The sequence below is a fragment of the Lysobacter terrae genome (assembly GCF_054782215.1).
Window position 1 is genome coordinate 106,414 of sequence record NZ_BAAGSX010000008.1, and the last position, 19,996, is coordinate 126,409.

General features: G+C 66.1%; 17 protein-coding genes. 6 read left to right on the plus strand and 11 right to left on the minus strand.

The genetic code is table 11. From position 1 onward, the window contains the following. Positions 1-162: 162 nt before the first annotated feature. Entirely contained in the window at positions 163-1,440 is a 1,278-nt protein-coding gene (locus ACYVJ8_RS12240) for an acetyl-CoA C-acetyltransferase (protein ID WP_460712765.1), read from the minus strand. A 206-nt stretch (positions 1,441-1,646) separates the two neighbouring features. Between ACYVJ8_RS12240 and ACYVJ8_RS12245 the strand changes: the two genes are divergently transcribed. Next, on the plus strand, positions 1,647-2,549 hold the full coding sequence (locus ACYVJ8_RS12245; protein ID WP_460713716.1) for a hypothetical protein: 903 nt from the start codon (positions 1,647-1,649) through the stop codon (positions 2,547-2,549). 60 nt (positions 2,550-2,609) lie between these two features. Then, positions 2,610-3,314, plus strand: coding sequence for a hypothetical protein (locus tag ACYVJ8_RS12250; protein WP_460712767.1), 705 nt, complete (start codon positions 2,610-2,612; stop codon positions 3,312-3,314). A 59-nt stretch (positions 3,315-3,373) separates the two neighbouring features. Here the strand turns inward: ACYVJ8_RS12250 and ACYVJ8_RS12255 are convergent, their stop codons facing one another. The 5 genes from ACYVJ8_RS12255 to ACYVJ8_RS12275 form a co-directional block, all read right to left on the minus strand. Further along, positions 3,374-3,955: a superoxide dismutase family protein gene (locus ACYVJ8_RS12255; RefSeq protein WP_460713718.1), complete on the minus strand. Its 582-nt coding sequence runs from the start codon at positions 3,953-3,955 to the stop codon at positions 3,374-3,376. A 97-nt stretch (positions 3,956-4,052) separates the two neighbouring features. After that, positions 4,053-5,507 carry a nitrogen regulation protein NR(I) gene (gene ntrC / locus ACYVJ8_RS12260; RefSeq protein WP_460712769.1) on the minus strand — a complete coding sequence of 485 codons (1,455 nt, stop codon included), beginning with the start codon at positions 5,505-5,507 and terminating at the stop codon, positions 4,053-4,055. After that, a complete protein-coding gene (locus tag ACYVJ8_RS12265) occupies positions 5,497-6,627 on the minus strand; it encodes a two-component system sensor histidine kinase NtrB (protein WP_460712771.1) in 1,131 nt (376 codons plus the stop codon). Before ACYVJ8_RS12265 ends, ntrC begins: the two co-directional genes overlap by 11 nt. A gap of 67 nt (positions 6,628-6,694) precedes the next feature. Beyond that, positions 6,695-7,432, minus strand: coding sequence for an FKBP-type peptidyl-prolyl cis-trans isomerase (locus ACYVJ8_RS12270; RefSeq protein ID WP_460712773.1), 738 nt, complete (start codon positions 7,430-7,432; stop codon positions 6,695-6,697). A 4-nt stretch (positions 7,433-7,436) separates the two neighbouring features. Continuing rightward, on the minus strand, positions 7,437-9,086 hold the full coding sequence (locus ACYVJ8_RS12275) for a multicopper oxidase family protein (protein ID WP_460712775.1): 1,650 nt from the start codon (positions 9,084-9,086) through the stop codon (positions 7,437-7,439). A gap of 184 nt (positions 9,087-9,270) precedes the next feature. On the opposite strand from ACYVJ8_RS12275, the gene ACYVJ8_RS12280 reads away from it, so the two are divergent. Continuing rightward, positions 9,271-11,106 carry a proprotein convertase P-domain-containing protein gene (locus ACYVJ8_RS12280; RefSeq protein ID WP_460712777.1) on the plus strand — a complete coding sequence of 612 codons (1,836 nt, stop codon included), beginning with the start codon at positions 9,271-9,273 and terminating at the stop codon, positions 11,104-11,106. 142 nt (positions 11,107-11,248) lie between these two features. Then, a complete protein-coding gene (locus ACYVJ8_RS12285) occupies positions 11,249-13,072 on the plus strand; it encodes a proprotein convertase P-domain-containing protein (RefSeq protein WP_460712779.1) in 1,824 nt (607 codons plus the stop codon). Positions 13,073-13,397: 325 nt separating this feature from the next. Here ACYVJ8_RS12285 and ACYVJ8_RS12290 read toward each other — a convergent pair whose 3' ends face one another. Next, on the minus strand, positions 13,398-13,601 hold the full coding sequence (locus ACYVJ8_RS12290; protein ID WP_460712781.1) for a hypothetical protein: 204 nt from the start codon (positions 13,599-13,601) through the stop codon (positions 13,398-13,400). Positions 13,602-13,880: 279 nt separating this feature from the next. On the opposite strand from ACYVJ8_RS12290, the gene ACYVJ8_RS12295 reads away from it, so the two are divergent. Beyond that, on the plus strand, positions 13,881-14,327 hold the full coding sequence (locus ACYVJ8_RS12295; protein WP_460712783.1) for a fasciclin domain-containing protein: 447 nt from the start codon (positions 13,881-13,883) through the stop codon (positions 14,325-14,327). Between the two features lie 112 nt (positions 14,328-14,439). Here ACYVJ8_RS12295 and ACYVJ8_RS12300 read toward each other — a convergent pair whose 3' ends face one another. From ACYVJ8_RS12300 to glnA, 4 genes are all read right to left on the minus strand, one after another. Beyond that, entirely contained in the window at positions 14,440-15,879 is a 1,440-nt protein-coding gene (locus tag ACYVJ8_RS12300) for an ammonium transporter (RefSeq protein ID WP_460713720.1), read from the minus strand. Between the two features lie 61 nt (positions 15,880-15,940). Beyond that, positions 15,941-16,279: a P-II family nitrogen regulator gene (locus ACYVJ8_RS12305; RefSeq protein WP_460712785.1), complete on the minus strand. Its 339-nt coding sequence runs from the start codon at positions 16,277-16,279 to the stop codon at positions 15,941-15,943. Between the two features lie 57 nt (positions 16,280-16,336). Continuing rightward, on the minus strand, positions 16,337-17,104 hold the full coding sequence (locus ACYVJ8_RS12310) for a TorF family putative porin (protein ID WP_460712787.1): 768 nt from the start codon (positions 17,102-17,104) through the stop codon (positions 16,337-16,339). 397 nt (positions 17,105-17,501) lie between these two features. Next, entirely contained in the window at positions 17,502-18,911 is a 1,410-nt protein-coding gene (glnA, locus tag ACYVJ8_RS12315) for a type I glutamate--ammonia ligase (RefSeq protein WP_460712789.1), read from the minus strand. A 272-nt stretch (positions 18,912-19,183) separates the two neighbouring features. Here glnA and ACYVJ8_RS12320 point away from each other — a divergent pair, with 272 nt between their 5' ends. Beyond that, entirely contained in the window at positions 19,184-19,993 is an 810-nt protein-coding gene (locus ACYVJ8_RS12320; RefSeq protein ID WP_460712791.1) for an undecaprenyl-diphosphate phosphatase, read from the plus strand. Positions 19,994-19,996 lie beyond the last annotated feature (3 nt).

The following is a 19,996-nucleotide window of genomic DNA, read 5'->3' on the forward strand; positions in this document are numbered from 1 at the left end:
AAGGATGGCGGCCGCACGGCCGCCGTCCGTTGCTCGGACAACAACGCTTCGATGCGAAGAACAGGGGTTCGAGTTATGGCCCTAGCGGGCTGCGTGTCAGCCGGCGTTCAGCGCGCGGGCAGCGTAGCGGCCCGCGCGCGGCGAACAAGATGCTGATCGGAATCAGCGCTCGAGAATGGCGACCACACCCATGCCGCCCGCGGTGCAGATCGACACCAGCGCACGGCCGCCGCCGCGTTCCTTCAATTGCTTCGCCGCGGTGGCGACGATGCGCGCGCCGGTCGCGGCGAAGGGATGCCCGGCGGCGAGCGAGGAACCCAGCGGATTGATCTTGGTCGGGTCGATGCGGCCCAGCGGCGTGTCCAGGCCGAGGCGGTTGCGGCAGTACTCCTCGCTCTCCCAGGCGCGCAGCGTGCACAGCACCTGCGCGGCGAAGGCTTCGTGGATCTCGTAGATGTCGAAGTCCTGCAGCGTCAGGCCGTTGCGCTTGAGCATCTCCGGCACCGCGATCGTCGGCGCCATCAGCAGGCCTTCGCCGTGGACGAAGTCGACCGCGGCGACGTGCGCGTCGCGCAGGTAGCACAGCACTTCATGGCCGTGCGCGGCGGCCCACTCCTGCGACGCCAGCAGGCATGCCGAGGCGCCGTCGGTAAGCGGCGTGGAATTGCCGGCGGTGAGCGTGCCGCGTCCGGACACCTTGTCGAAGGCCGGCTTCAAGGAAGCGAGTTTTTCCAGCGTGGAGTCCGCGCGCAGGATGTTGTCGCGCGCCACGCCGCGGAAGCTCACCACCAGATCGTCGAAGAAGCCGCGCTCGTAGGCCGCGGCGAGCTTCTTGTGCGAGGACAGCGCCCACTCGTCCTGCGAGTCGCGGGAGATGTTCCACTCCTTGGCCATGTCCTCGCAGTGATCGCCCATCGACTTGCCGGTGCGCGGCTCGGCGACGCCGGGGAAGTCCGGCTTGAGTTCGCGGAAATGGAAGCCCTTGAACGCACGCAGCTTTTCGCCGGGCGTCTTTGCCATGGCTGCGTTGAGCACGCGGCGGCGCAGCTGCTTGCCGTAGACGATCGGCACGTCGGAGGTGGTGTCCGAACCGCCGCCGACGCCGACCTCGATCTGGCCCGCGGCAATCTTGTTGGCGATGGCGACGATGCTGTCCAGCGAGGTGCCGCAGGCGCGCTGCATGGTGATGCCGGGCGTGAGCGGCGACAGGCCGGAGGACAGGGTCGCTTCGCGGCCCAGGTTCCAGTCGCTGGAATGCTTGATCACCGCGCCCATCGCCACTTCGCCCAGCTGCTGGCCGTGGAGGCCGAACTTCTCGACCAGCGCGCCCAGGGTGCGGACCGACATGCCCAGGTTGCCGACGTCCGCATAAGCGGTGTTCTGGCGGCAGAACGGGATACGGACGCCGCCGAGCACGGCAACGGGACGGATGGGTCGCATCAGGCACCTTCGATGTTGGGGACGACGCCGCGAAGACGGCGGGACGGGCATCGTCGGGGGCTGCACCACCCGCCATACTCTTGCGGACGGTGATAATGGTCGCGAGTGTAGCGCCGCCTTACGGCGCGACCAACCGCGGGCCGGCTCCCGGACCGTTCACGCCTTCGGGCACGCCTTCGAAACACGCCTTCGAGACCCGCATCCGCATGACCCCTTCCGCCGACGCTCGCCCTCACGAGACCGCCCCGCCGCTGCATGTGCTGGGTGCGCTCGCGCTGGAACTGCGCGGCAACACCCCGGTGGCGCGGGCCCTGCTCGCACAGGCCGAGGCCGGGGATCTGGCGACGCACATGGCGCAGGACCTGGCCGGCTTCGTACCCGAAGCCGCGCAGCTGCAACTGGTGACGGTGGGCGCGCACTACGATCCGGTCGAACTGCTGCGGCCGGGCTGGGCCCTGCACCGCGAACTCGACCAGCTCTCGGCGCGAGCGCCCGGCGACGCCACGGGCCGCATCATCGCGTTCGGCGCGCACGACGCGCAGTTGCCCGGCGCGCTGGCGCCCTCGCCCGATTACTTCGGCGGCCCCTTGCGGCTGGTGCCCTTCGTGCTCGGTGGCGACCCCGACGCGGTGACGCGCGTGGGCGACCGGTTCGAGCGCGAGCTGATCGAAAAGGGCATGGCCGGCGCGGCGACCGCCCTGGCGGCGCAGGCCGCATTCGGCGTCGAGATCGAGCACGCGCGCTATCTCACCGCGCACGACCTGGCCGCGATGACCGCGCTGCAGTACGAGCATGCCGGCCTGGCTCCGCTATGGCCGCTGCTGGAAACCGCGCTGCTCGAACCCGACGGCGAGGCCTGGCTGGATGCCCCGCCGGAACCGCTGGTGCACTACGCCGATGGCGAAGCCCGCATCGCCCTGTTCGAACCGCGCGCGTGGAAACAGCGCTACGCAAGCGACCAGCCCTGCGACACGCCCGAATGCCGGGCCCAGCTGGAGCGCCAGCACGAGCATTTCATCGCCCGGCAGCGGCAGATCGCCGCCGTGCTGGGCGCGCACGGCGTGCCGGTGCATTTCGTGCACTGTGCCGAGGCGACGGCCGACGTGTAGTTGGCCGATCCAAGGCCGCACCCGCGTTAGCCCTGCGATACGCCTTTTCGGATGTCGCCCATGAGCGTTCGCGCCCAACCCCTATATTCCCGCGCGGTCTTCTACTTCCTGTTGCTGCTGGCCACGGCCATCGCCGGCTTCTGGGGCAGCTACTTCACGCGCCTGGCGCAGAACGATCTGGTGCGGCACGTGCATGCGGCCACCGCGTTCGCGTGGGTGCTGTTGCTGATCGTGCAGGCCTGGCTGATGCGCCGGCGCAGCATGGCCCTGCATCGTCGCCTGGGCCGCACGTCGCTCGCCTTGGCGCCGTTGTTCGTGGTCTCGGGTTTGTTCATGGTGCAGCACATGCTCGCGCACCCCAGCCCGTTCGCGCAGGCGTTCGGCGCGCAGCTGGCCTTCATCGACCTGACGACGCTGGCCTGGTTTGCGATCGCCTATCTGCTGGCGCTGCGCCATCGTCGCGAGACGCCGCTGCACGCGCGCTACATGGCTTCGACCGCCTTGCTGGTGCTGCCGCCCGCGCTGGCGCGCGTCTTGGGCACGCACGTGCCAGGCGTAACGTCGTTCGAGATGGCCTTCCACGGCGCGTACTTCATTACCGAACTGCTGATCCTCGTCCTGCTGCTGCAGGTTCGCAGCAGCGCTCGCGTGCGCGCGCCGTTCGCGCAATTGCTGGCGCTGACCGTATTGCAGCAGATTGCGTTCGTGATCCTGCCCGGCGTGCCCGCGTGGACGAACGCCTGCGCGTGGATCGCTGCATTGTGAGCTGGAGCGGGCCCGACCACGGTTAGCCAGGGCGGGCCGAGGCCCGCTCTAGGAATACATCACGGAACTAGCTTGATCACGCCGCAGGCGACGCGAGCGCCCGCATTGCCCGAGGGTTGCGTGACGTAATCGTCCTGCACCGCGTGCACGACGACCGCGCGGCCACCGATGTTGGTGGCGCCGCCGCCGAGCGTGACGCCGAGTGCGCGCACGTCGACATGCGCTACGCCCTTGGCGTCCGCGACGATATTGTCCATGTCGCCGCCATGATGCGGACCGCTGCCGGCGCGTCCGTGCGGTTGTTGCGCGGGATTGAAATGGCCGCCGGCACTGGTCGCGTCGGCCGCGCTGCAGTCGCCCTTCTCATGGATGTGGATGGCGTGCGTGCTGTTGGGCGTCAGGCCGCCAATTTCGCCGGTGATGCGGACGCCGTCCGTGACCGGCGCAGCGGCGAGCTTGCCGCTGACCAGGCTGCCGGAGGCAGGCATGAGCGTCACCGTGGCGCCGCTCGCCATGGGGACGACAGGAGCTGGGGTCGGCGGCGGCGGCGGTGCACTGGGATTCGAAGGCGCGGTCGGCGCGGTGCTACAGGCGGTCAACGCGGAAGCTACGGCGATGATGAGCGCGCAATGCAGGCGGATGGCGGACATGCGATTCCTCCTTGGTCGGTGACAGGTCCCGAATCTAGCGCAACGGCGCTTTGCCGCGCGTGTGCGCTTGCGGTCCGGCCGTCCGGCCTCAGGGCCGTTTACGTCCCGCCCCCAGCTTGCGCGTCAGGGTGTTGCGACCCAGCCCCAGGCGCGCCGCGGCCTCCGCGCGGCGGCCGCCGGTATGTTCGAGCGCGGCTTCGAGCAAGGCGCGATCGAAGCGTTCGCGCGCCTGTGCATGGATGTCTTCGCGACCGGCGGCGAGCTGCGCGCTCGCCCATTGCGCCAGCGCAACGTCCCAGTCGCCGCCGGCGGTCGTGCTGGTCCTCGTCGTGGTCGTCGTAGCGGCGGGGAGCGCCGCTTCGACATCGGCGGGGGTGATGTTTTCGCTCGGCGCGAGCGCGGCCAGGCGCCAGCACAGATTCTCCAGCTCGCGTACGTTGCCCGGCCAGTCGTGCGCGAGCAGGCGCTCGAGCGCGGCCTTGCCCAACCGCTTGGGCGGCGTGTCGAAACGGCGCGCGGCGGCGGCGAGAAAGCGCGCAGCGAGTAATGGAATGTCGTCGCGGCGCTCGCGCAATGGCGGCAGACGCAAGCGGACCACGTCGAGGCGATGCAGCAGGTCGGCGCGGAAGCGGCCCTCGGCCACCAGCGTGTCCAGATCCTGATGCGTGGCTGCGATCACGCGTACGTCGACGCGGATCAGTTCGCGCCCGCCGACGCGGAAGAATTCGCCTTCGGCGAGCACGCGCAACAGCCGCGTCTGCAGCGGCAGCGGCATGTCGCCGATCTCGTCGAGGAATAGCGTGCCGCCGTTGGCCTGTTCGAAACGGCCGTGATGGCGGCGCGTGGCACCGGTGAAGGCCCCGGCTTCGTGGCCGAACAGTTCGCTTTCCAACAGTTCCGAAGGAATCGCGGCGGTATTGAGCGCGACGAAGGGCTGGTGCGCGCGCGGCGATTCGCGATGCAGGGCGCGGGCGACGAGTTCCTTGCCGGTACCGGTTTCGCCGGTAATCAATACCGACAGCGGCGCTTGCGCGAGGCGTCCGATCGCGCGGAACAGTGCGCGCATCGCCGGCGTGGTGCCGACCAGTTGCGGTTCGGCGCCGGCGCCATTGTCGGCGGGCACGGCATCGGTTCCCATACCCGCACTTCCTTGTGCAGGCAAAACATCATTACGCAAAGGCAACGCGCGACCGGCCAAGGCCACGGCGTCGTCGAGATCGAAGGGCTTGGAGAGGAACTCGTGTGCGCCGCCGCGGAACGCCCCCGCAGTGCTGGCAACGTCGGTGTACGCGCTCATCACGATCACCGGCAGATCCGGATGCGCCGCCTTGAGTTTCTCCAGCAGCTTGAGGCCGTCCTCGCCCGGCATGCGTACGTCGGTGAAGAGCAGGTCCGGCACCGCCCGCGTGCGCAGCGCCGCGAGCGCATCGGCGGCGTTCTCGAAACCGTCGACCTCGTAGCCTTCGTCGCGCAGCGCGGTCGCGAGCACGAAGCGCACGCTGCGGTCGTCGTCGACGATCCAGATGCGGGTGTCATGCGCCATGACTGGCTTCCTCGCGTTCGTAATCGATGGGGAGCAGCAGCGTGAACACCGTGTGGCCCGGCCGCGAGCGATACACCAGCGAACCGCCGTGTTCGCGCGCGACCTGCTGCGCGAGTGCGAGGCCAAGACCCGTGCCTTCGGCACGGCCCGTCACCAGCGGCAGGAACAGGCGTTCGGTCAGTTCCTCCGGTACGCCGCGGCCGTCGTCGCTGATTTCCAGGCGCAGAGCGAGCGAATGTTCTTCCTCGCGCCGCTCGTCGTGCCGCTGCGTCGGGGCTTGCCGAAGAATGCGCGCGCCATGCTCGGCACGCGTGCGTAAGGTGACGGTCGCGGCGCCGGCCTCGATCGCATTGCGGACCAGGTTCCACACCGCCTGGGTCAGGCGATCGGCATCGCCGGTGAGTTCGGGCAGGCTCGGATCGTAGTCGCGCACCAGCTTCACCGCCCAGCCGGCATCGGCTTCGGCCAGGCGCAGCACGCGTTCGAGCACGGCGTGGATGTTGAGTGGTTCGTGCGGGCGCGCCGGCGTCGGCGAGAGCAGGCGATCGAGCAAGCCGGTCAGGCGCGCGACCTCGGCTTCGATCAGCGCGACCAGTTCGCGCGAGTCGCGATCGTCCTCGCTGCTGCTGGCGATGCGCCGCGCGAGTAACTGCGCTGCGCCTTTCAACCCGGCGAGCGGATTGCGCAGTTCGTGGGCGAGACCCTTCAGCGCGGCCGAGAGCGCCGAAGGCAATGCAACTGCAGGGTCTTCGCCAGGGAATTCTTCGACCGGATGCGCCTCGAACAGCCAACCGGTTTCGGTGCGCGACAGGCTGACATCGGCGAAGCGCGTGTCGTCATGACCGGGAAACGCGAGGGCGAGCCGGCGCAGTCGGGCGAAGTCGCGCAACGACGAGGCCTCTTCGTCGCCGTCGGCCAGCGCGCGCGCCAGCATGTCGCCATCGACTTCCAGCGCGGCCAGCGGCACCCCCGGCAGGCGCCGGCCGCTTACGCCGAGCCAGCGGGCCAGGGCCAGGTTGCCGCCGAGGATCGTGCCGGCTGCGTCCGCCCACGCCAGCGGCGTGATCAGAAGGTCCAGCGAAGGCGCGGCGAGCTCGGGCATTGCACCAATATAGTGCATGCGGGCGGCGAGACCGACGGGGCGGACTCGCTGAGGTATCAGGTCAGGCCGCGCAGGGATCCACGGGTCACTGGCCCGCGATCGCCAGCAGCTCGATCTCGAATTCGAGCGTCGCGTTCGGCTCGATCGTGCCCGGGATGCCGCGGTCGGCATAAGCCAGTTTCGCCGGAATCCAGAACCGGTACTTGCCGCCCACCGGCATCAGCGGCAGCGCTTCGTGCAGGCCCGGCATCACTTGGTTGAGCGGGAACTCGGCGGGATGATCGATGGCGTAGGTGTTCTCGAACTCGCGGCCGTCGAGCAGGCGGCCGATGTAGTTGACGCGCACGGTGGCGTCCGCGGCCGGCTTCGCGCCCTGGCCGGCTTGCAACACTTGGTACTGCAGGCCAGACGGCGTCGTGTGCACGCCCGGCTTGCGCGCGTTGGCGGCGAGGAAGGTTTCGCCGTCGCGCAGATTCTTCGCGGCGAGCGCTTTCAATGCGGCTTCGCGCTTGTCGCGAAGATGAGCGCTGAAGCGTTCGCGCATCGCCTTGAGTTCGGCTTCGTCGAGCAGCACGGGTTGACCGGCGAGGCGCGTGCGGATCGCCTGTTCGACGATGGCGAGGTCGAGTTCGTCCTTGATCGGCTCTAGGTCGCGGGCGACGTCGAGGCCCACCATGTAACTGATGCGGGCCTTCTCGTCGTCGAGCTTGGTGACGGGCGCGCTTGTCTGCGCTGGCGTGCGCGCCTGGCAGGCCAGGAGCGAAATGGCGAGGAGGCTGAGTACGGCGACGCGAATCGAAGCGGCCATCTGGGTCTTGTCCATGGAGTCAGTCGGTCACTGCGAACGTGAGCATCATGCCCATGTCCTCGTGTTCGAGATTGTGGCAATGGAGCATGTAGCGCTGCGTGCCGTGGAAGGGCTGACTGAAGTCGAGCGCGATGCGCACGATCTCGCCAGGCCACACCAGCACCGTGTCGTTGCAGCCCAGGTCCTGCGGCCCCAGTCCGTTCGGCGCGACCTGGCGGCTGCGCACGTCGTGCGGGCTGATGCTGCGCGAGACGGTACGGAACTGGAAACCGTGCAGGTGGATCGGGTGCGGCATGCTGGTCATGCTGTTGCGGATTTCCCACACCTCGCGCGAGCCACGTTTGACCGAGAACGCCGGTGCATGGCCATCGCGGTGGAAGTTCCAGTCGTTGATGTACCAAGCGCCCGCTTCGTCCATGCGCAGACGCAATGCGCGCACCGGCCAATCGGCGGTGTCGGGCGGCGGCGGCAGATCCGACAACGCTGTCGGAATCCGCGGCGGCGGCGCGGGGGAGGACGATGCATTTCCATCGCAACCGGCGATGCAGAACTGCATCACGTCGAGGGGCGCACCCATCGGTGCCGCTCCCGGGTGATCGCGCATGGGATCGGGCAGGAAGGCGCCGGATTCGTCCTCGTCCTCCATCGGTACGTAGTCGAGGCTGCGCAGCACTACGCGCGCGCCCGCAGGCACGCGGCTGAAGTCGACGAGCACATCGGCGCGCTGCGCCGGCGCGAGAAACAGGTCTTCGATAGTCCAGGGTTGCGCCAGCAGGCCGCCGTCGGTGCCGATGAGTTGGAACGGCAGCGACTGCCCTTCGTGGATGAAGGCGAGTCTCAGCAGACGCGCGTTGCACACATTGGCCAGGCGTAGGCGGTATAGCGCGGGCAGCGTCTCGAGCGTGGGTTCGGGCGTCCAATTCACCAGCATGCGGTTGCCGATCCAGTCATCGGCGCCGACGCGATAGACGATCTCGTTGTGCGAGTCCACCTGCTTGTCGCCGATCAGCAACGGCAGGTCGCGCTCGCCCCATTTCAAGCCGAGGCGGTCGCGGAGGCGGCGCTCTTCCTCGTCTTCGATCAGCAGCAATCCGGCCAGGCCATGCTGCAGCTGCAAGCCGGTGCGACCGTGCGGATGCGCGTGGTACCAGTACATCCCGGCGCGGTTGTCGATGCGGAAGCGATAGTCGTGGTGCGCGCCGGGCGCGATCGGATGCAGGCCACTACCGTCGTTGGCTTCGTCGACGTGCAAGCCGTGCCAATGCAGGGTGGTGTCTTCGTCCAATGCATTCGCGACGGTGACTTCGACGTCGTCACCGCGCGCGGCGCGCAACAGGGGATTGGCGACGGAGCGGCCATCATGCGTGCCTGCGTAGTGCCAAACGCGCGTGCGGGCACCGGGAAAGACCGGGAATTCGCTGATCCGCGCTTGCAGCTGCAATGGCCCGGACAAGGAGACTTCGGCGAGCAAGCCATCCTCGCCGGGAAGGCGCAGCGGTTGCTGGAACGGCGTCATGGTTGCCTGGGCCGATGCAGGCACGGCCCGCGCGGATTCGGCGTGCCCATGCGATCCGCGATGGCCTTGGCGCCACCACAGCCACGGCACCGCGGCCGCGACGGTCGTCGCGGACAGGCCCAGCAGCAGACGGCGTCGAACGCGATCTTCCATCGCAGGCGCAACTTCCAGAGGGAGGCGTACTGTGCGGCGCCCCCCGTGTCCGATGCAATCGCGCGCGCCATGCATTATGGCGGTCACATCCCTGTAACCCCTGGCTTTGCACCATGCGCGCCACTGCCCCGGGCCGGGGCGGTGCTTGGTTGCTTTCGCTCCCAATTCGACCCCGGGGAATCCAATGAACATGATGTTCAACCGTTGCTGCCGTTACGGCATGACGTCGCTCGCGCTCGTGCTCGCTTTCGCACCGGCCGCTCAGGCCAAACAGCGCGTCCTGCAACTGGCGGAAGACAGTGCGCAGACGCGCCGACTCACCGCTGCGCAAGGACCTCTGGCCAGCTCGCCGCCGAGCCGCGTTTGCGAGCCCAATGCCAAGTGGATCCGCCTCAACTTCAACGACCTGACGCTGCGCAGCTACGACACGTTGGTGCTGCAAAGCTCCGGCGGCGACCGCTACGTGTTCTCGGGCAATCGCTGGAACGACCGCAATTTCTCCGCGCGCGCGCTGCGCGGCTCGTGCGTGGACATCCAGCCGTATTTCGGCAGCGCCGACAGCCACTACACGGTCGACAGCTTCCAGTTCGGCACGCAGGCGCTGGAAGCGACGACAGTGGTCGTGGCGGGCGCCGGTGACATCTGCGACAGCACCGGCACGAAGTGCCAGGGCACGTCGGACCAGATCGTCGCCATCAATCCGACCGCGGTGTTCACCGCCGGCGACAATGCGTACAGCAACGGCACGCTCAGCGAATACAACGCGCGCTACGCGCCCACCTGGGGCCGCTTCAAGACCCTGACCAGTCCGTCGCCCGGCAACCACGACTACAACACCACCGGCGCCAGCGGCTACTTCGACTACTTCAACGGAACGGGCAATCAGACCGGCCCCGCGGGCGACCGTAGCAAGGGCTATTACAGCTATGACGTCGGCGACTGGCACTTCGTCGCGCTGAATACGATGTCCGGCGGCACCGTGGCCACCGCGCAGATCGATTGGCTCAAGGCCGACCTGGCCGCGACGGCCAAGCCCTGCGTGGCAGCGTACTTCCATCACCCGCTACTCAGCGTCGGCAACTACACCGGCTACAGCCAGGTAAAACCGTTCTATGACGAGCTGTATGCGGCGCACGCCGACCTCGTACTGGTCGGCCACGACCATAACTACCAGCGCTACAAGAAGATGGACGGCAACAAGGTCGCCAAAGCCGATGGTCTGCGCCAGATCCTGGTCGGTACCGGCGGCCGCGCGTTCTACGGCATCATCGGCAGCAGCTCGCTGCTCGAAGCGAGCAACGACAACACCCATGGCGTGCTGAAGCTGACGCTCACCGCGACCGGGTACACCGCCGACTTCGTGCCGTCGGACGGCACGTTCACCGACACCGTCACCGATACCTGCAATGCCAAGGGCGGCGCCACGAACGCGCCGCCGGTCGCCAACTTCAGCTTCGCCACCAGCGGACTGACGGCCAACTTCACCGATGGCAGCACCGACAGCGACGGCACGATCGCCTCGCGCAGCTGGAATTTCGGCGACGGCAGCACCTCCACCGCGACCAGCCCCTCGCATGTCTACGCGACCGCCGGTACTTACAACGTCACCCTGACCGCAACCGACAATCAGGGCGCGACCGGCACGGTGACCAAGGCCGTGACCGTCGCCGCCACAGGCACGCAGACCTATAGCAACACCACCGACTACCCGGTGGCCGATTTCGCGACGGTCGACAGTCCGATCACCGTGGCGGGCCGCACCGGCAACGCACCCGGCAACGCGTCGGTGACCGTGAACATCGTGCATACCTACATCGGCGATCTGAAAGTCGACCTGGTCGCACCGGACGGCTCGCTCTACAACATCCACAACCGCACCGGTAAAAGCACCGACAACATCAGCAAGACGGTCACGCTCAACCTGTCCAGCGAGCCCCTCGACGGCACCTGGAAGCTGCGCGTGAGCGACAACGCGCGGACCGATACGGGTTATATCGACAGTTGGAGCATTACCTTCTGATCGTTACCTGTTCGTGCGACCGACCAAACAGCCCGGCTCAAGCCGGGCTGTTTGTTTTTGAATACGTCACCTAGTAGTCACGCCTCCGTTCGCACCATGCGGGCTCTGCCTGATCCGCTCCCAACTCGACGGTGGGGAACCGATGAACAGGATGCTCAAGCGCTGGAGTTATCGCGGACTGATGGCGTTTGGGCTTCTGCTGGCGCTCGCACCCATCGCGCAGGCCAGACAACGCATCCTGCAATTGGCCGAAGACAGCGCACAGACGCGCCAGATCGCCGCTTCGTCGGGGCCGCTGGCCGACGCGCCGCCGACCCGCGTGTGCGAGCCCCATGCGAAGTGGATCCGCCTCGACTTCAGCAACCTGACCCTGCGTAGCTACGACACGCTGGTGCTGCGCAGTTCCGGCGGCGATGAATACGTCTTCGCCGGCGATCGCTGGAAAGGCCGCAGCTTCTCCACGCGTGCGCTGCGCGGCTCGTGCGTGGACATCCAGCCGTATTTCGGCAGTGCCGACAGCCACTACACAGTCGACAGCTACCAATTCGGCACACAGGCGCTGGAAGCGACGACCGTGGTCGTGGCGGGCGCCGGCGACATCTGCGACAGCACCGGAACCAAGTGCCAGGGCACATCCGACCAGATCGTCGCGATCAACCCGACGGCCGTGTTCACCGCCGGCGACAATGCCTATGACAACGGCACCCTGAGCGAATACAACACGCGCTACGAACCGACCTGGGGCCGCTTCAAGCCATTGACCAGTCCCTCGCCCGGCAATCACGACTACAACAGCACCGGCGCCAGCGGCTACTTCGATTATTTCAACGGCGTCGGCAATCCCACAGGGCCCGCGGGCGACCGCAGCAAGGGCTACTACAGCTACGACGTCGGCGACTGGCATTTCATCGCGATGAACACCATGTCGGGCGGCACCGTCGCCACCGCGCAGATCGACTGGCTCAAGGCCGACCTGGCCACGACCACCAAGCCTTGCATCGCCGCCTACTTCCACCATCCGCTGATCAGCGTCGGCAACTACACCGGCTACAGCCAGGTAAAACCGTTCTATGACGCGCTGTATGCGGCGCACGCCGACCTCGTACTGGTCGGCCACGACCACAACTATCAACGCTACAAGAAGATGGACGGCAACCAGGCCACCCGCGCCGATGGCCTGCGCCAGATCCTGGTCGGTACCGGCGGCCGCGCGCTCTACGCCATTACCAGCAGCAGTGCGCTGCTCGAAGCCAGCAACGACGACACGCACGGCGTGCTCAAACTGACACTCACCGCGACCGGCTACACCGCCGACTTTGTGCCATCGGACGGCACCTATACCGACACGGTGACCGATACGTGCAACGCCAAGAACGGAGGGGCGAATGTGCCGCCGACCGCCAACTTCAGCTTCGCTACCAACAGCCTGACCGCCAGCTTCACCGATGGCTCCGTCGACAGCGACGGCACGATCGTCGCGCGCCAGTGGAACTTCGGCGACGGCGGCGCGTCGACCGCGACCAATCCTTCGCACACCTTCGCGGCGGCGGGCACCTACAACGTCACCTTGACCGTAACCGACAACCAGAACGCCACGGGTTCGGTGACCCGGCCCGTGACCGTCAGGCGCACCTACCGCAACACCACCGACTACCCGATTGCCGACTACAGCACCGTCAGCAGTCCGATCAAGGTGAGCGGCCGCACCGGCAACGCACCGAGCAACACGTCGGTCACCGTCCGCATCATCCATCCCTATATCGGCGACCTGCGGGTCGACGTGGTTGCGCCGGACGGATCGCTGTACAACCTCCACAACCGCACCGGCAAAGGCACCGACAACATCATCAAGACGGTCGCCCTCAACCTGTCCAGCGAACCCATCAACGGCACCTGGAAACTGCGCGTCCACGACTACGCGAAGACGCACACGGGCTACATCGACAGCTGGAGCATCACTTTCTGAGGGCAGTTCGAGCAGCTGTGGGAGCGTTGCCGTTCATCCCTTTAACGGGCCCAGGAGTACGGTCAACGTTCATCACCGACCAGGAGCCGTTGTATGAAGCGAGACAAGCGACATCGTTACGTCAGTACGTGTGGTCCGATTGCTCGATCAGCTGGCAAGAGCATCGCGCGAGCGATGGCCGTGGCCGAGAACGAGGGCTGGCCCATCGCAACGGCATATCGCCATCTACCGTTGAGTATCCGATCAACATCTTCCTGCGAGGTCGGCATCGGCGTCGATGCGCCGACATCCGCTCGTTAGCTGAGTCGAGCTACGGATAGCAGCTCTACTCCGCATCGGGCGCTTCGCCCGCATTTCTCAACCTCTCCAGGACCAGTCGGTAGATATCCACGGCTTGCGTGGCGGCCATGGTGGTATTGGATGCGGCGGGCATGTTGAAGCCGCGCGCGATCAATGCTGCCGCCAGGGTCGCGGCGATGTGCGCTTCGGCCTCGATTTCACCATTTCGATTGTTCGACTCGTTTCCCATGACGATCCTCCTGCAATCTTCGAGTCTGAACCCGTACGCGGTTGTGCGCCGTCAACGAAGCGCTCGAAGTGCGTCGCCAGATAACATCCAAGTAACAAGATAAGGCGCACTCTCTACTCGCACTACGACGCAACGTCGTAACGGCCACTCAGCCGCGCGGTACTTCTTTCCCCTCCCCCTTCGCACTGAGCCCCGCAACCCTGCTTGCAGCAGGGTAATGGCTTCGGCCGCTCTCGATTTCGCACATCTGCGAATCGTATTTCAAAGGCACTCAATCTCATGGATACCCTGACCAACACCACCACCACCGGCAAGAACGTCCTCGATACCGCCGCCGCCAACGGGTCCTTCAAGACCTTCGGCAAGGCCATCGAACAGGCCGGCCTCAGCGATACGCTGCGTGGCGCCGGCCCCTTCACCATCTTTGCCCCGACCGACGCTGCGTTCGAGAAGTTGCCGGCAGGCAAGCTTGAAGAACTGTTCAATCCCGAGAACAAGAAGGAACTTATTTCGTTGCTCAACTACCACGTCGTCAGCGGTCGCAAGCATGTGGCCGACATTGGCAAGTGGCAGGCCGCGAAGACCCTCGGCGGGCAGTCCGCGCCGATCAAGATGACCGAAGACAAGGTCAGCATCGACGGCGCGCTGGTCACTTCGGCCGACATCGACTCGAGCAACGGCGTGATCCACGGTATCGACAAGGTCAACATGCCGACCAAGCAATGAATGTCGTGCTGTGAGCTATCCAACGGCGGGGCGAAAGCCCCGCCGTTTTTCATTGCGCTACCGCGCAATGACGCAGGGCGCGCTTGCGCCCGCCCTGCGTCGTTCCGGTACGTCAGTTCTCGTATGCCGTCTCGCCGTGCGAGGTGATGTCGAGGCCTTCGCGCTCGGCCTCTTCATTCACGCGCAGGCCGACGGTGTACTTCACGATCAGGAAGCTGATTAGCGCGACACCGCCCGACAGCGCGATCGTGATGCCAACACCCTGCACCTGGATCCACACCTGCGATGCGATCGAGTAGTCGGGCAGCGCGGTTTCGGTGACGTAATCCCAGATGCCCGAACCGCCCAGCGACGGTGCCGCGAATACCCCGGTGAGTACCGCGCCGAGGATGCCGCCCAGACCATGTACGCCGAATACGTCGAGCGCATCGTCCGCGCCAAGCAGCCGCTTCAACCCGCTCACGCCCCACAGGCACACCACGCCCGCGGCGGCGCCGATGATCAGCGCACCGCACAGTCCGACAAAGCCCGCAGCGGGCGTGATCGCGACGAGTCCGGCAACCGCGCCGGATGCCGCACCGAGCATCGATGGCTTGCCCTTGCCGATCCACTCCACCGTGGTCCATCCGAGCACGGCCGCCGCGGTGGCGAGGAAGGTATTGACGAAGGCCTGCGCAGCCACGCCATTGGCTTCCAGCGCGGAGCCGGCGTTGAAGCCGAACCAGCCGAACCACAAGATCGATGCGCCGACCATGGTCTGGGTCAGGTTGTGCGGCTTGATCGCTTCGCGTCCATAGCCGATGCGCTTGCCGGTGAAGTACGCGCCGACCAGGCCGGCGACGGCTGCATTGATGTGCACCACCGTGCCGCCGGCGAAGTCGAGCGCGCCCTTCGCGAACAGGAAGCCCGACTGCGCCAGCACTCCGGGCACGGCATCATTGCTGGTGAACGCATCCGGCCCTGGGAAAAACCACACCATGTGCGCCATCGGCGCGTAGGCGAAGGTGAACCACAACACGGTGAACACCAGCACCCCGGCGAACTTCACCCGTTCGGCGAACGCACCGACGATCAACGCGCAGGTGATGCAGGCGAAGGCGCCCTGGAACACGAAGAACGCCAGCTCCGGAATGACTACGCCCTTGGTGAACGTCGCCGCCATCGCGCTCGCCGTGAGTCCTTTCGCGAACACCCGGTCGAAGCCGCCGACGAAGGCATTGCCCCCGGTGAATGCCAACGAGTAGCCGTACAGAGCCCACAGTACCGCCACCAGCGAGAACACCAGCAGGCATTGCATCAATACCGACAGCACGTTCTTGCTGCGCACCAACCCGCCGTAGAACAGCGCCAGCCCCGGCAAGGTCATGAAGATGACCAGCGCCGAGCACACCAACAGCCACGCGACGTCGCCTTTGTTCGCTACCGGTGCGGCCGCGGCTGCGGCTTCCTGGGCGAACGCGGTCGCCGGCAATGCCAAAACGGCGATAGAGAGAACAAGACGGGCAAGCGCGTGCGCCCACCGCCCTGCCCGTCCGTCGCTTCCCGTACCCATTACCCCGCCGGCGCGGGGTTCGATCACTAGAGTGTTCATATCGAATCTCGCAGTAAGGGGTTCATAGCGCGTCGTCGTCGAGTTCGCCGGTACGGATGCGCACCGTGCGCTCGAGCGCCTGGACGAAGATCTTTCCGTCGCCGACCTTGCCCGTCCGCGCGGCGTTGGCGAGCGCTTCCAGCGCGGCCTCCAGAGCCTCTTCCGTGACGGCGCATTCCACTTTCAGCTTGGGCAGGAAATCGACTACGTACTCGGCGCCTCGGTACAGCTCGGTGTGGCCCTTCTGCCGTCCGAAGCCTTTGACTTCGGTGACGGTGATGCCCGACACGCCGACTTCGGTGAGCGCTTCGCGCACCTCGTCGAGCTTGAACGGGCGGATGATCGCGGTGATCAACTTCATCGATCGGCTCCCATGGTGTTGCTGGCGGATGGTTCGAACGGTGTCCCGGTAGGTTCTTCAGAAGGCTTTCGTCACCGTCAACACCACCGTGTCCTCGCCGAGGAAGTGGCCGTAGGCGTTGGTGTAGAACGGCTCGTCGGCGTCGGTGTCCGCATAGGCGATCGCCGCCGAGAAGCCGTTGGCGAACGCCTTGGTCACACCCACTTTCCAGTCGGCGTATTCGGCGATGTCGTTGTTCTCGACCCACTGCTTGCCGCCGTGGACGTTGAGCGTCCAGCTCGGCACGAACTCCCAGTTCGCATTGACGTCGAGGTAGCCGCTGCCGTCGGAGTCGGTGTAGCCGAACAGGTCGGTCACGGCGTACGAGTACTTCGCGCCGATCGTTGCGCCCTTGAACGCGGCGACCGTGACGCCGGCATAGATCTCGCCGGTATCGGGACTGTTGAACCCGGAGGGATAGTCGCCCGGATACCAGTAGTACAGCGCGCCGACGTCGTAGCTCACGGCTTCGGACAACTTGCCGCGGTAGCCGCCGTAAACGTCGAGCTCCAGGCTGTTCGACACCGACGTGCCGGCGGCACTGAGGTCCGATAGCCAGCTGACGTTACTGCCCCAAGTGCCGACGTAGAAGCCGCTGTCGGCGGCGTATTCCACGCCCGCCTGCAGTGCGGGGTCCTGATCGTTCTGCGAGATGCCGCGGAACAGGTAATCGCTGGTGAGGGCGATGGAACCACTGGTGCCTGCCTGCGCATCGCTCGCGGGTGCGAGCAGGAGCAGAGCGGAAACCGCGATGGATGAAGCGGCGGCGATGTAACGATGTGTCATGGCGTAAACCCTCATGTGACCCTCCCCGGTCGGGTACTTCGTCTGATAGTCCGTGAGTCGCGGCGTATTCGCGTTCCCTGCCGATCGCGGGCGTGCAGCGGCCCGCACCGTCTTCGCGGTGTTCTTGTGCGCTTGTGCAAGGGGTGTACCAGGGCGACGGCTTGAGCCGTCGTGGTGCCGCAGGGGATGCCGCGGAGACCGGGATGCGCTGCGCAGGGACGAGCCGCGAGGCGATGGTGGCGCTCGCGATCGTCGCGAGGCGGACGCGCCGGAACGCGGGGATGGCCGCGAACCGGAGCCTGCATGCACTGCGAGGGGAATGGCCGCGCAGTGATGGTGTTGCTAGTGGTGGTTCAACCCCTCTCCCGGCAGGAGAGGGGCTTTGCAGCGTGAAGCCTTAGATCGTGTAGTACATCTGGTACTCAAGCGGATGCGTCGCCGCGCGGAAGCGGGTGACTTCCTGCATCTTCAGCGTGATGTAGCCGTCGATGAAGTCGTCGGTGAACACGCCGCCGGCCTTGAGGAACTCGCGGTCCTTGTCCAGCGCTTCCAGCGCCTGGTCGAGCGAGTGGCACACGGTCGGGATGTTCTTCTCTTCTTCCGGCGGCAGGTCGTACAGGTCCTTGTCGCTCGGGGCGCCCGGGTCGATCTGGTTCTTGATGCCGTCCAGGCCGGCCATCATCAGCGCGGCGAAGACAAGGTAGCCGGAGTTCATCGGATCGGGGAAGCGGATCTCGATGCGGCGTGCCTTCGGGTTGGCGACGTACGGAATGCGGCACGACGCGGAGCGATTACGCGCCGAGTAGGCCAGCATCACCGGCGCTTCGTAGCCCGGCACCAGGCGCTTGTAGGAGTTGGTGGTCGAGTTGGCGAACGCGTTGATCGCGCGGGCGTGCTTGAAGATGCCGCCGATGTACCACAGCGCCATCTGCGACAGGCCGCCGTAGCCGTCGCCGGAGAACAGGTTCTTGCCGTCCTTCGCCAGCGACTGGTGCACGTGCATGCCGCTGCCGTTGTCGCCGACGATCGGCTTGGGCATGAAGGTCGCGGTCTTGCCGTTGCGGTGGGCGACGTTCTTGATGACGTACTTCATCGTCAGCAGTTCGTCGGCCTTCTTCACCAGCGAGTTGAACTTGGTGCCGATTTCGCACTGGCCGGCGTTGGCCACTTCGTGGTGGTGTACTTCCACTTCCATGCCAACCTGTTCCAGCGTCTTGCACATCTCGGCGCGGATGTCGTGCAGCGAGTCCAGCGGCGCGACGGGGAAGTAGCCGCCCTTCACCATCGGACGGTAGCCGGTGTTGCCGCCTTCGTATTCGCGGCCGGAGTTCCAATGCGCTTCTTCCGAATCGATGTGGAAGAAGGTGTGGCCCATGTCATTGGCGAAACGGACGCTGTCGAAGATGAAGAATTCCGGCTCCGGACCGAAGAAGGCCTGGTCGGCGATGCCGGAGGACTTCAGATAGGCCTCGGCGCGCTTGGCGACGCCGCGCGGATCGCGCGAGTAGGCCTGCATGGTGGCCGGGTCGAGGATGTCGCAGGTCAGCACCAGGGTCGGATCGGCGGTGAACGGATCCAGGAAGGCGGTGCTCGGGTCGGGCAGCAGCACCATGTCGGATTCGTTGATGCCCTTCCAGCCGGAGATCGACGAACCGTCGAACATCTTGCCGTCCTCGAACAGCGAGGGTTCGACGATCGACTTGGGGAAGGTCACGTGGTGCTGCACGCCGCGCATGTCGGCGAAGCGCAGGTCGATGAATTCGACCTTGTGATCCTTGATGAGTTTTTCGACGTGTTCGATCGACATGGCTTGGGTCCGGGATTGGGGATACGGGATGGGCTTACGCAAACGCGTGCGACAGGGACTAGGAAGCAAGCGGCGTGCCAACTTCTTCGAGGCCATAACTATTTGATTTCTTTGCGCATGCCTCGCCAGCCGGCGCCCAATCGCACCAAGTAGGTGCAACAGAACGTGATCGGCACCAACCTGGTGCCGACATCGCTTGGGCTATGCTGCGCACCGTTTTGGCCGGCCGTAATCAGCGGCCGCCGTCTCCCGCCCGCCGTATCGCCAGCCCCATGACCGATCTCCTCGCCGCGCTGCTGCTCGGCATCATCGAAGGCATCACCGAGTTCCTGCCGATTTCCAGCACCGGTCACCTGCTGATCGCGGAGCGTTGGCTGGGCCATCGCAGCGATCTGTTCAACGTGGCGATCCAGGCCGGAGCGATCCTCGCGGTGGTGCTGATCTACCGGCAGCGGCTGTGGCAGCTGGCGACGCAGTTCTTCACCGAACACGAGAGTCGCGACTACGCGGCCAAGCTGGCGCTGGCGTTCGGCATCACCGCGGTGCTCGGCCTGTTGGTCAAGAAGCTGGGCTACCAATTGCCGGAAACGGTCACGCCGATCGCAACCGCCTTGGTGGTCGGCGCGATCTGGATGGTGGCGGCGGAGTATTTCGCGGCCAAGCGCGCGACGGCGTTGGGCGAGCGCGCCAAGATCACTTGGCTGGTCGCCATTCTGGTCGGCCTTGCGCAGGTGGTGGCGGGCGTATTCCCGGGCACCTCGCGCTCATCGGCGACGATCTTCGTCGCCCTGCTCGCCGGCACCACCCAGCGCGCGGCCGCGACCGAATTCGCGTTCCTGCTCGGTATTCCCACGATGTTTGCCGCAACCGGCTACGAGCTGCTCTCCGTGGTCGGCAGCGGCGAGGCGGCGCACGAGGATTGGTCGGCGCTCGGCGTCGCCTTCGTCGCGTCGGCGATCACCGCTTTCGTCGCGGTGAAGTGGTTGCTCCATTACATCCAGAACCACCGCTTCACGGTGTTCGCGGCGTACCGCGTGGTGCTGGGTATTGCTCTGCTGTTGCTGGTACCCGCCGGGCAGTAACAC

Excerpts from the sequence above, each read along its gene's own strand:
- ACYVJ8_RS12240 (WP_460712765.1), bottom strand. The coding sequence starts at position 1,440 with ATGCGACCCATCCGTCCCGTTGCCGTGCTCGGCGGCGTCCGTATCCCG.
- ACYVJ8_RS12245 (WP_460713716.1), top strand. The coding sequence starts at position 1,647 with ATGACCCCTTCCGCCGACGCTCGCCCTCACGAGACCGCCCCGCCGCTG.
- ACYVJ8_RS12250 (WP_460712767.1), top strand. The coding sequence starts at position 2,610 with ATGAGCGTTCGCGCCCAACCCCTATATTCCCGCGCGGTCTTCTACTTC.
- ntrC (WP_460712769.1), bottom strand. The coding sequence starts at position 5,507 with ATGGCGCATGACACCCGCATCTGGATCGTCGACGACGACCGCAGCGTG.
- ACYVJ8_RS12265 (WP_460712771.1), bottom strand. The coding sequence starts at position 6,627 with ATGCACTATATTGGTGCAATGCCCGAGCTCGCCGCGCCTTCGCTGGAC.
- ACYVJ8_RS12270 (WP_460712773.1), bottom strand. The coding sequence starts at position 7,432 with ATGGACAAGACCCAGATGGCCGCTTCGATTCGCGTCGCCGTACTCAGC.
- ACYVJ8_RS12275 (WP_460712775.1), bottom strand. The coding sequence starts at position 9,086 with ATGGAAGATCGCGTTCGACGCCGTCTGCTGCTGGGCCTGTCCGCGACG.
- ACYVJ8_RS12280 (WP_460712777.1), top strand. The coding sequence starts at position 9,271 with ATGAACATGATGTTCAACCGTTGCTGCCGTTACGGCATGACGTCGCTC.
- ACYVJ8_RS12285 (WP_460712779.1), top strand. The coding sequence starts at position 11,249 with ATGAACAGGATGCTCAAGCGCTGGAGTTATCGCGGACTGATGGCGTTT.
- ACYVJ8_RS12290 (WP_460712781.1), bottom strand. The coding sequence starts at position 13,601 with ATGGGAAACGAGTCGAACAATCGAAATGGTGAAATCGAGGCCGAAGCG.
- ACYVJ8_RS12295 (WP_460712783.1), top strand. The coding sequence starts at position 13,881 with ATGGATACCCTGACCAACACCACCACCACCGGCAAGAACGTCCTCGAT.
- ACYVJ8_RS12300 (WP_460713720.1), bottom strand. The coding sequence starts at position 15,879 with ATGGGTACGGGAAGCGACGGACGGGCAGGGCGGTGGGCGCACGCGCTT.
- ACYVJ8_RS12305 (WP_460712785.1), bottom strand. The coding sequence starts at position 16,279 with ATGAAGTTGATCACCGCGATCATCCGCCCGTTCAAGCTCGACGAGGTG.
- ACYVJ8_RS12310 (WP_460712787.1), bottom strand. The coding sequence starts at position 17,104 with ATGACACATCGTTACATCGCCGCCGCTTCATCCATCGCGGTTTCCGCT.
- glnA (WP_460712789.1), bottom strand. The coding sequence starts at position 18,911 with ATGTCGATCGAACACGTCGAAAAACTCATCAAGGATCACAAGGTCGAA.
- ACYVJ8_RS12320 (WP_460712791.1), top strand. The coding sequence starts at position 19,184 with ATGACCGATCTCCTCGCCGCGCTGCTGCTCGGCATCATCGAAGGCATC.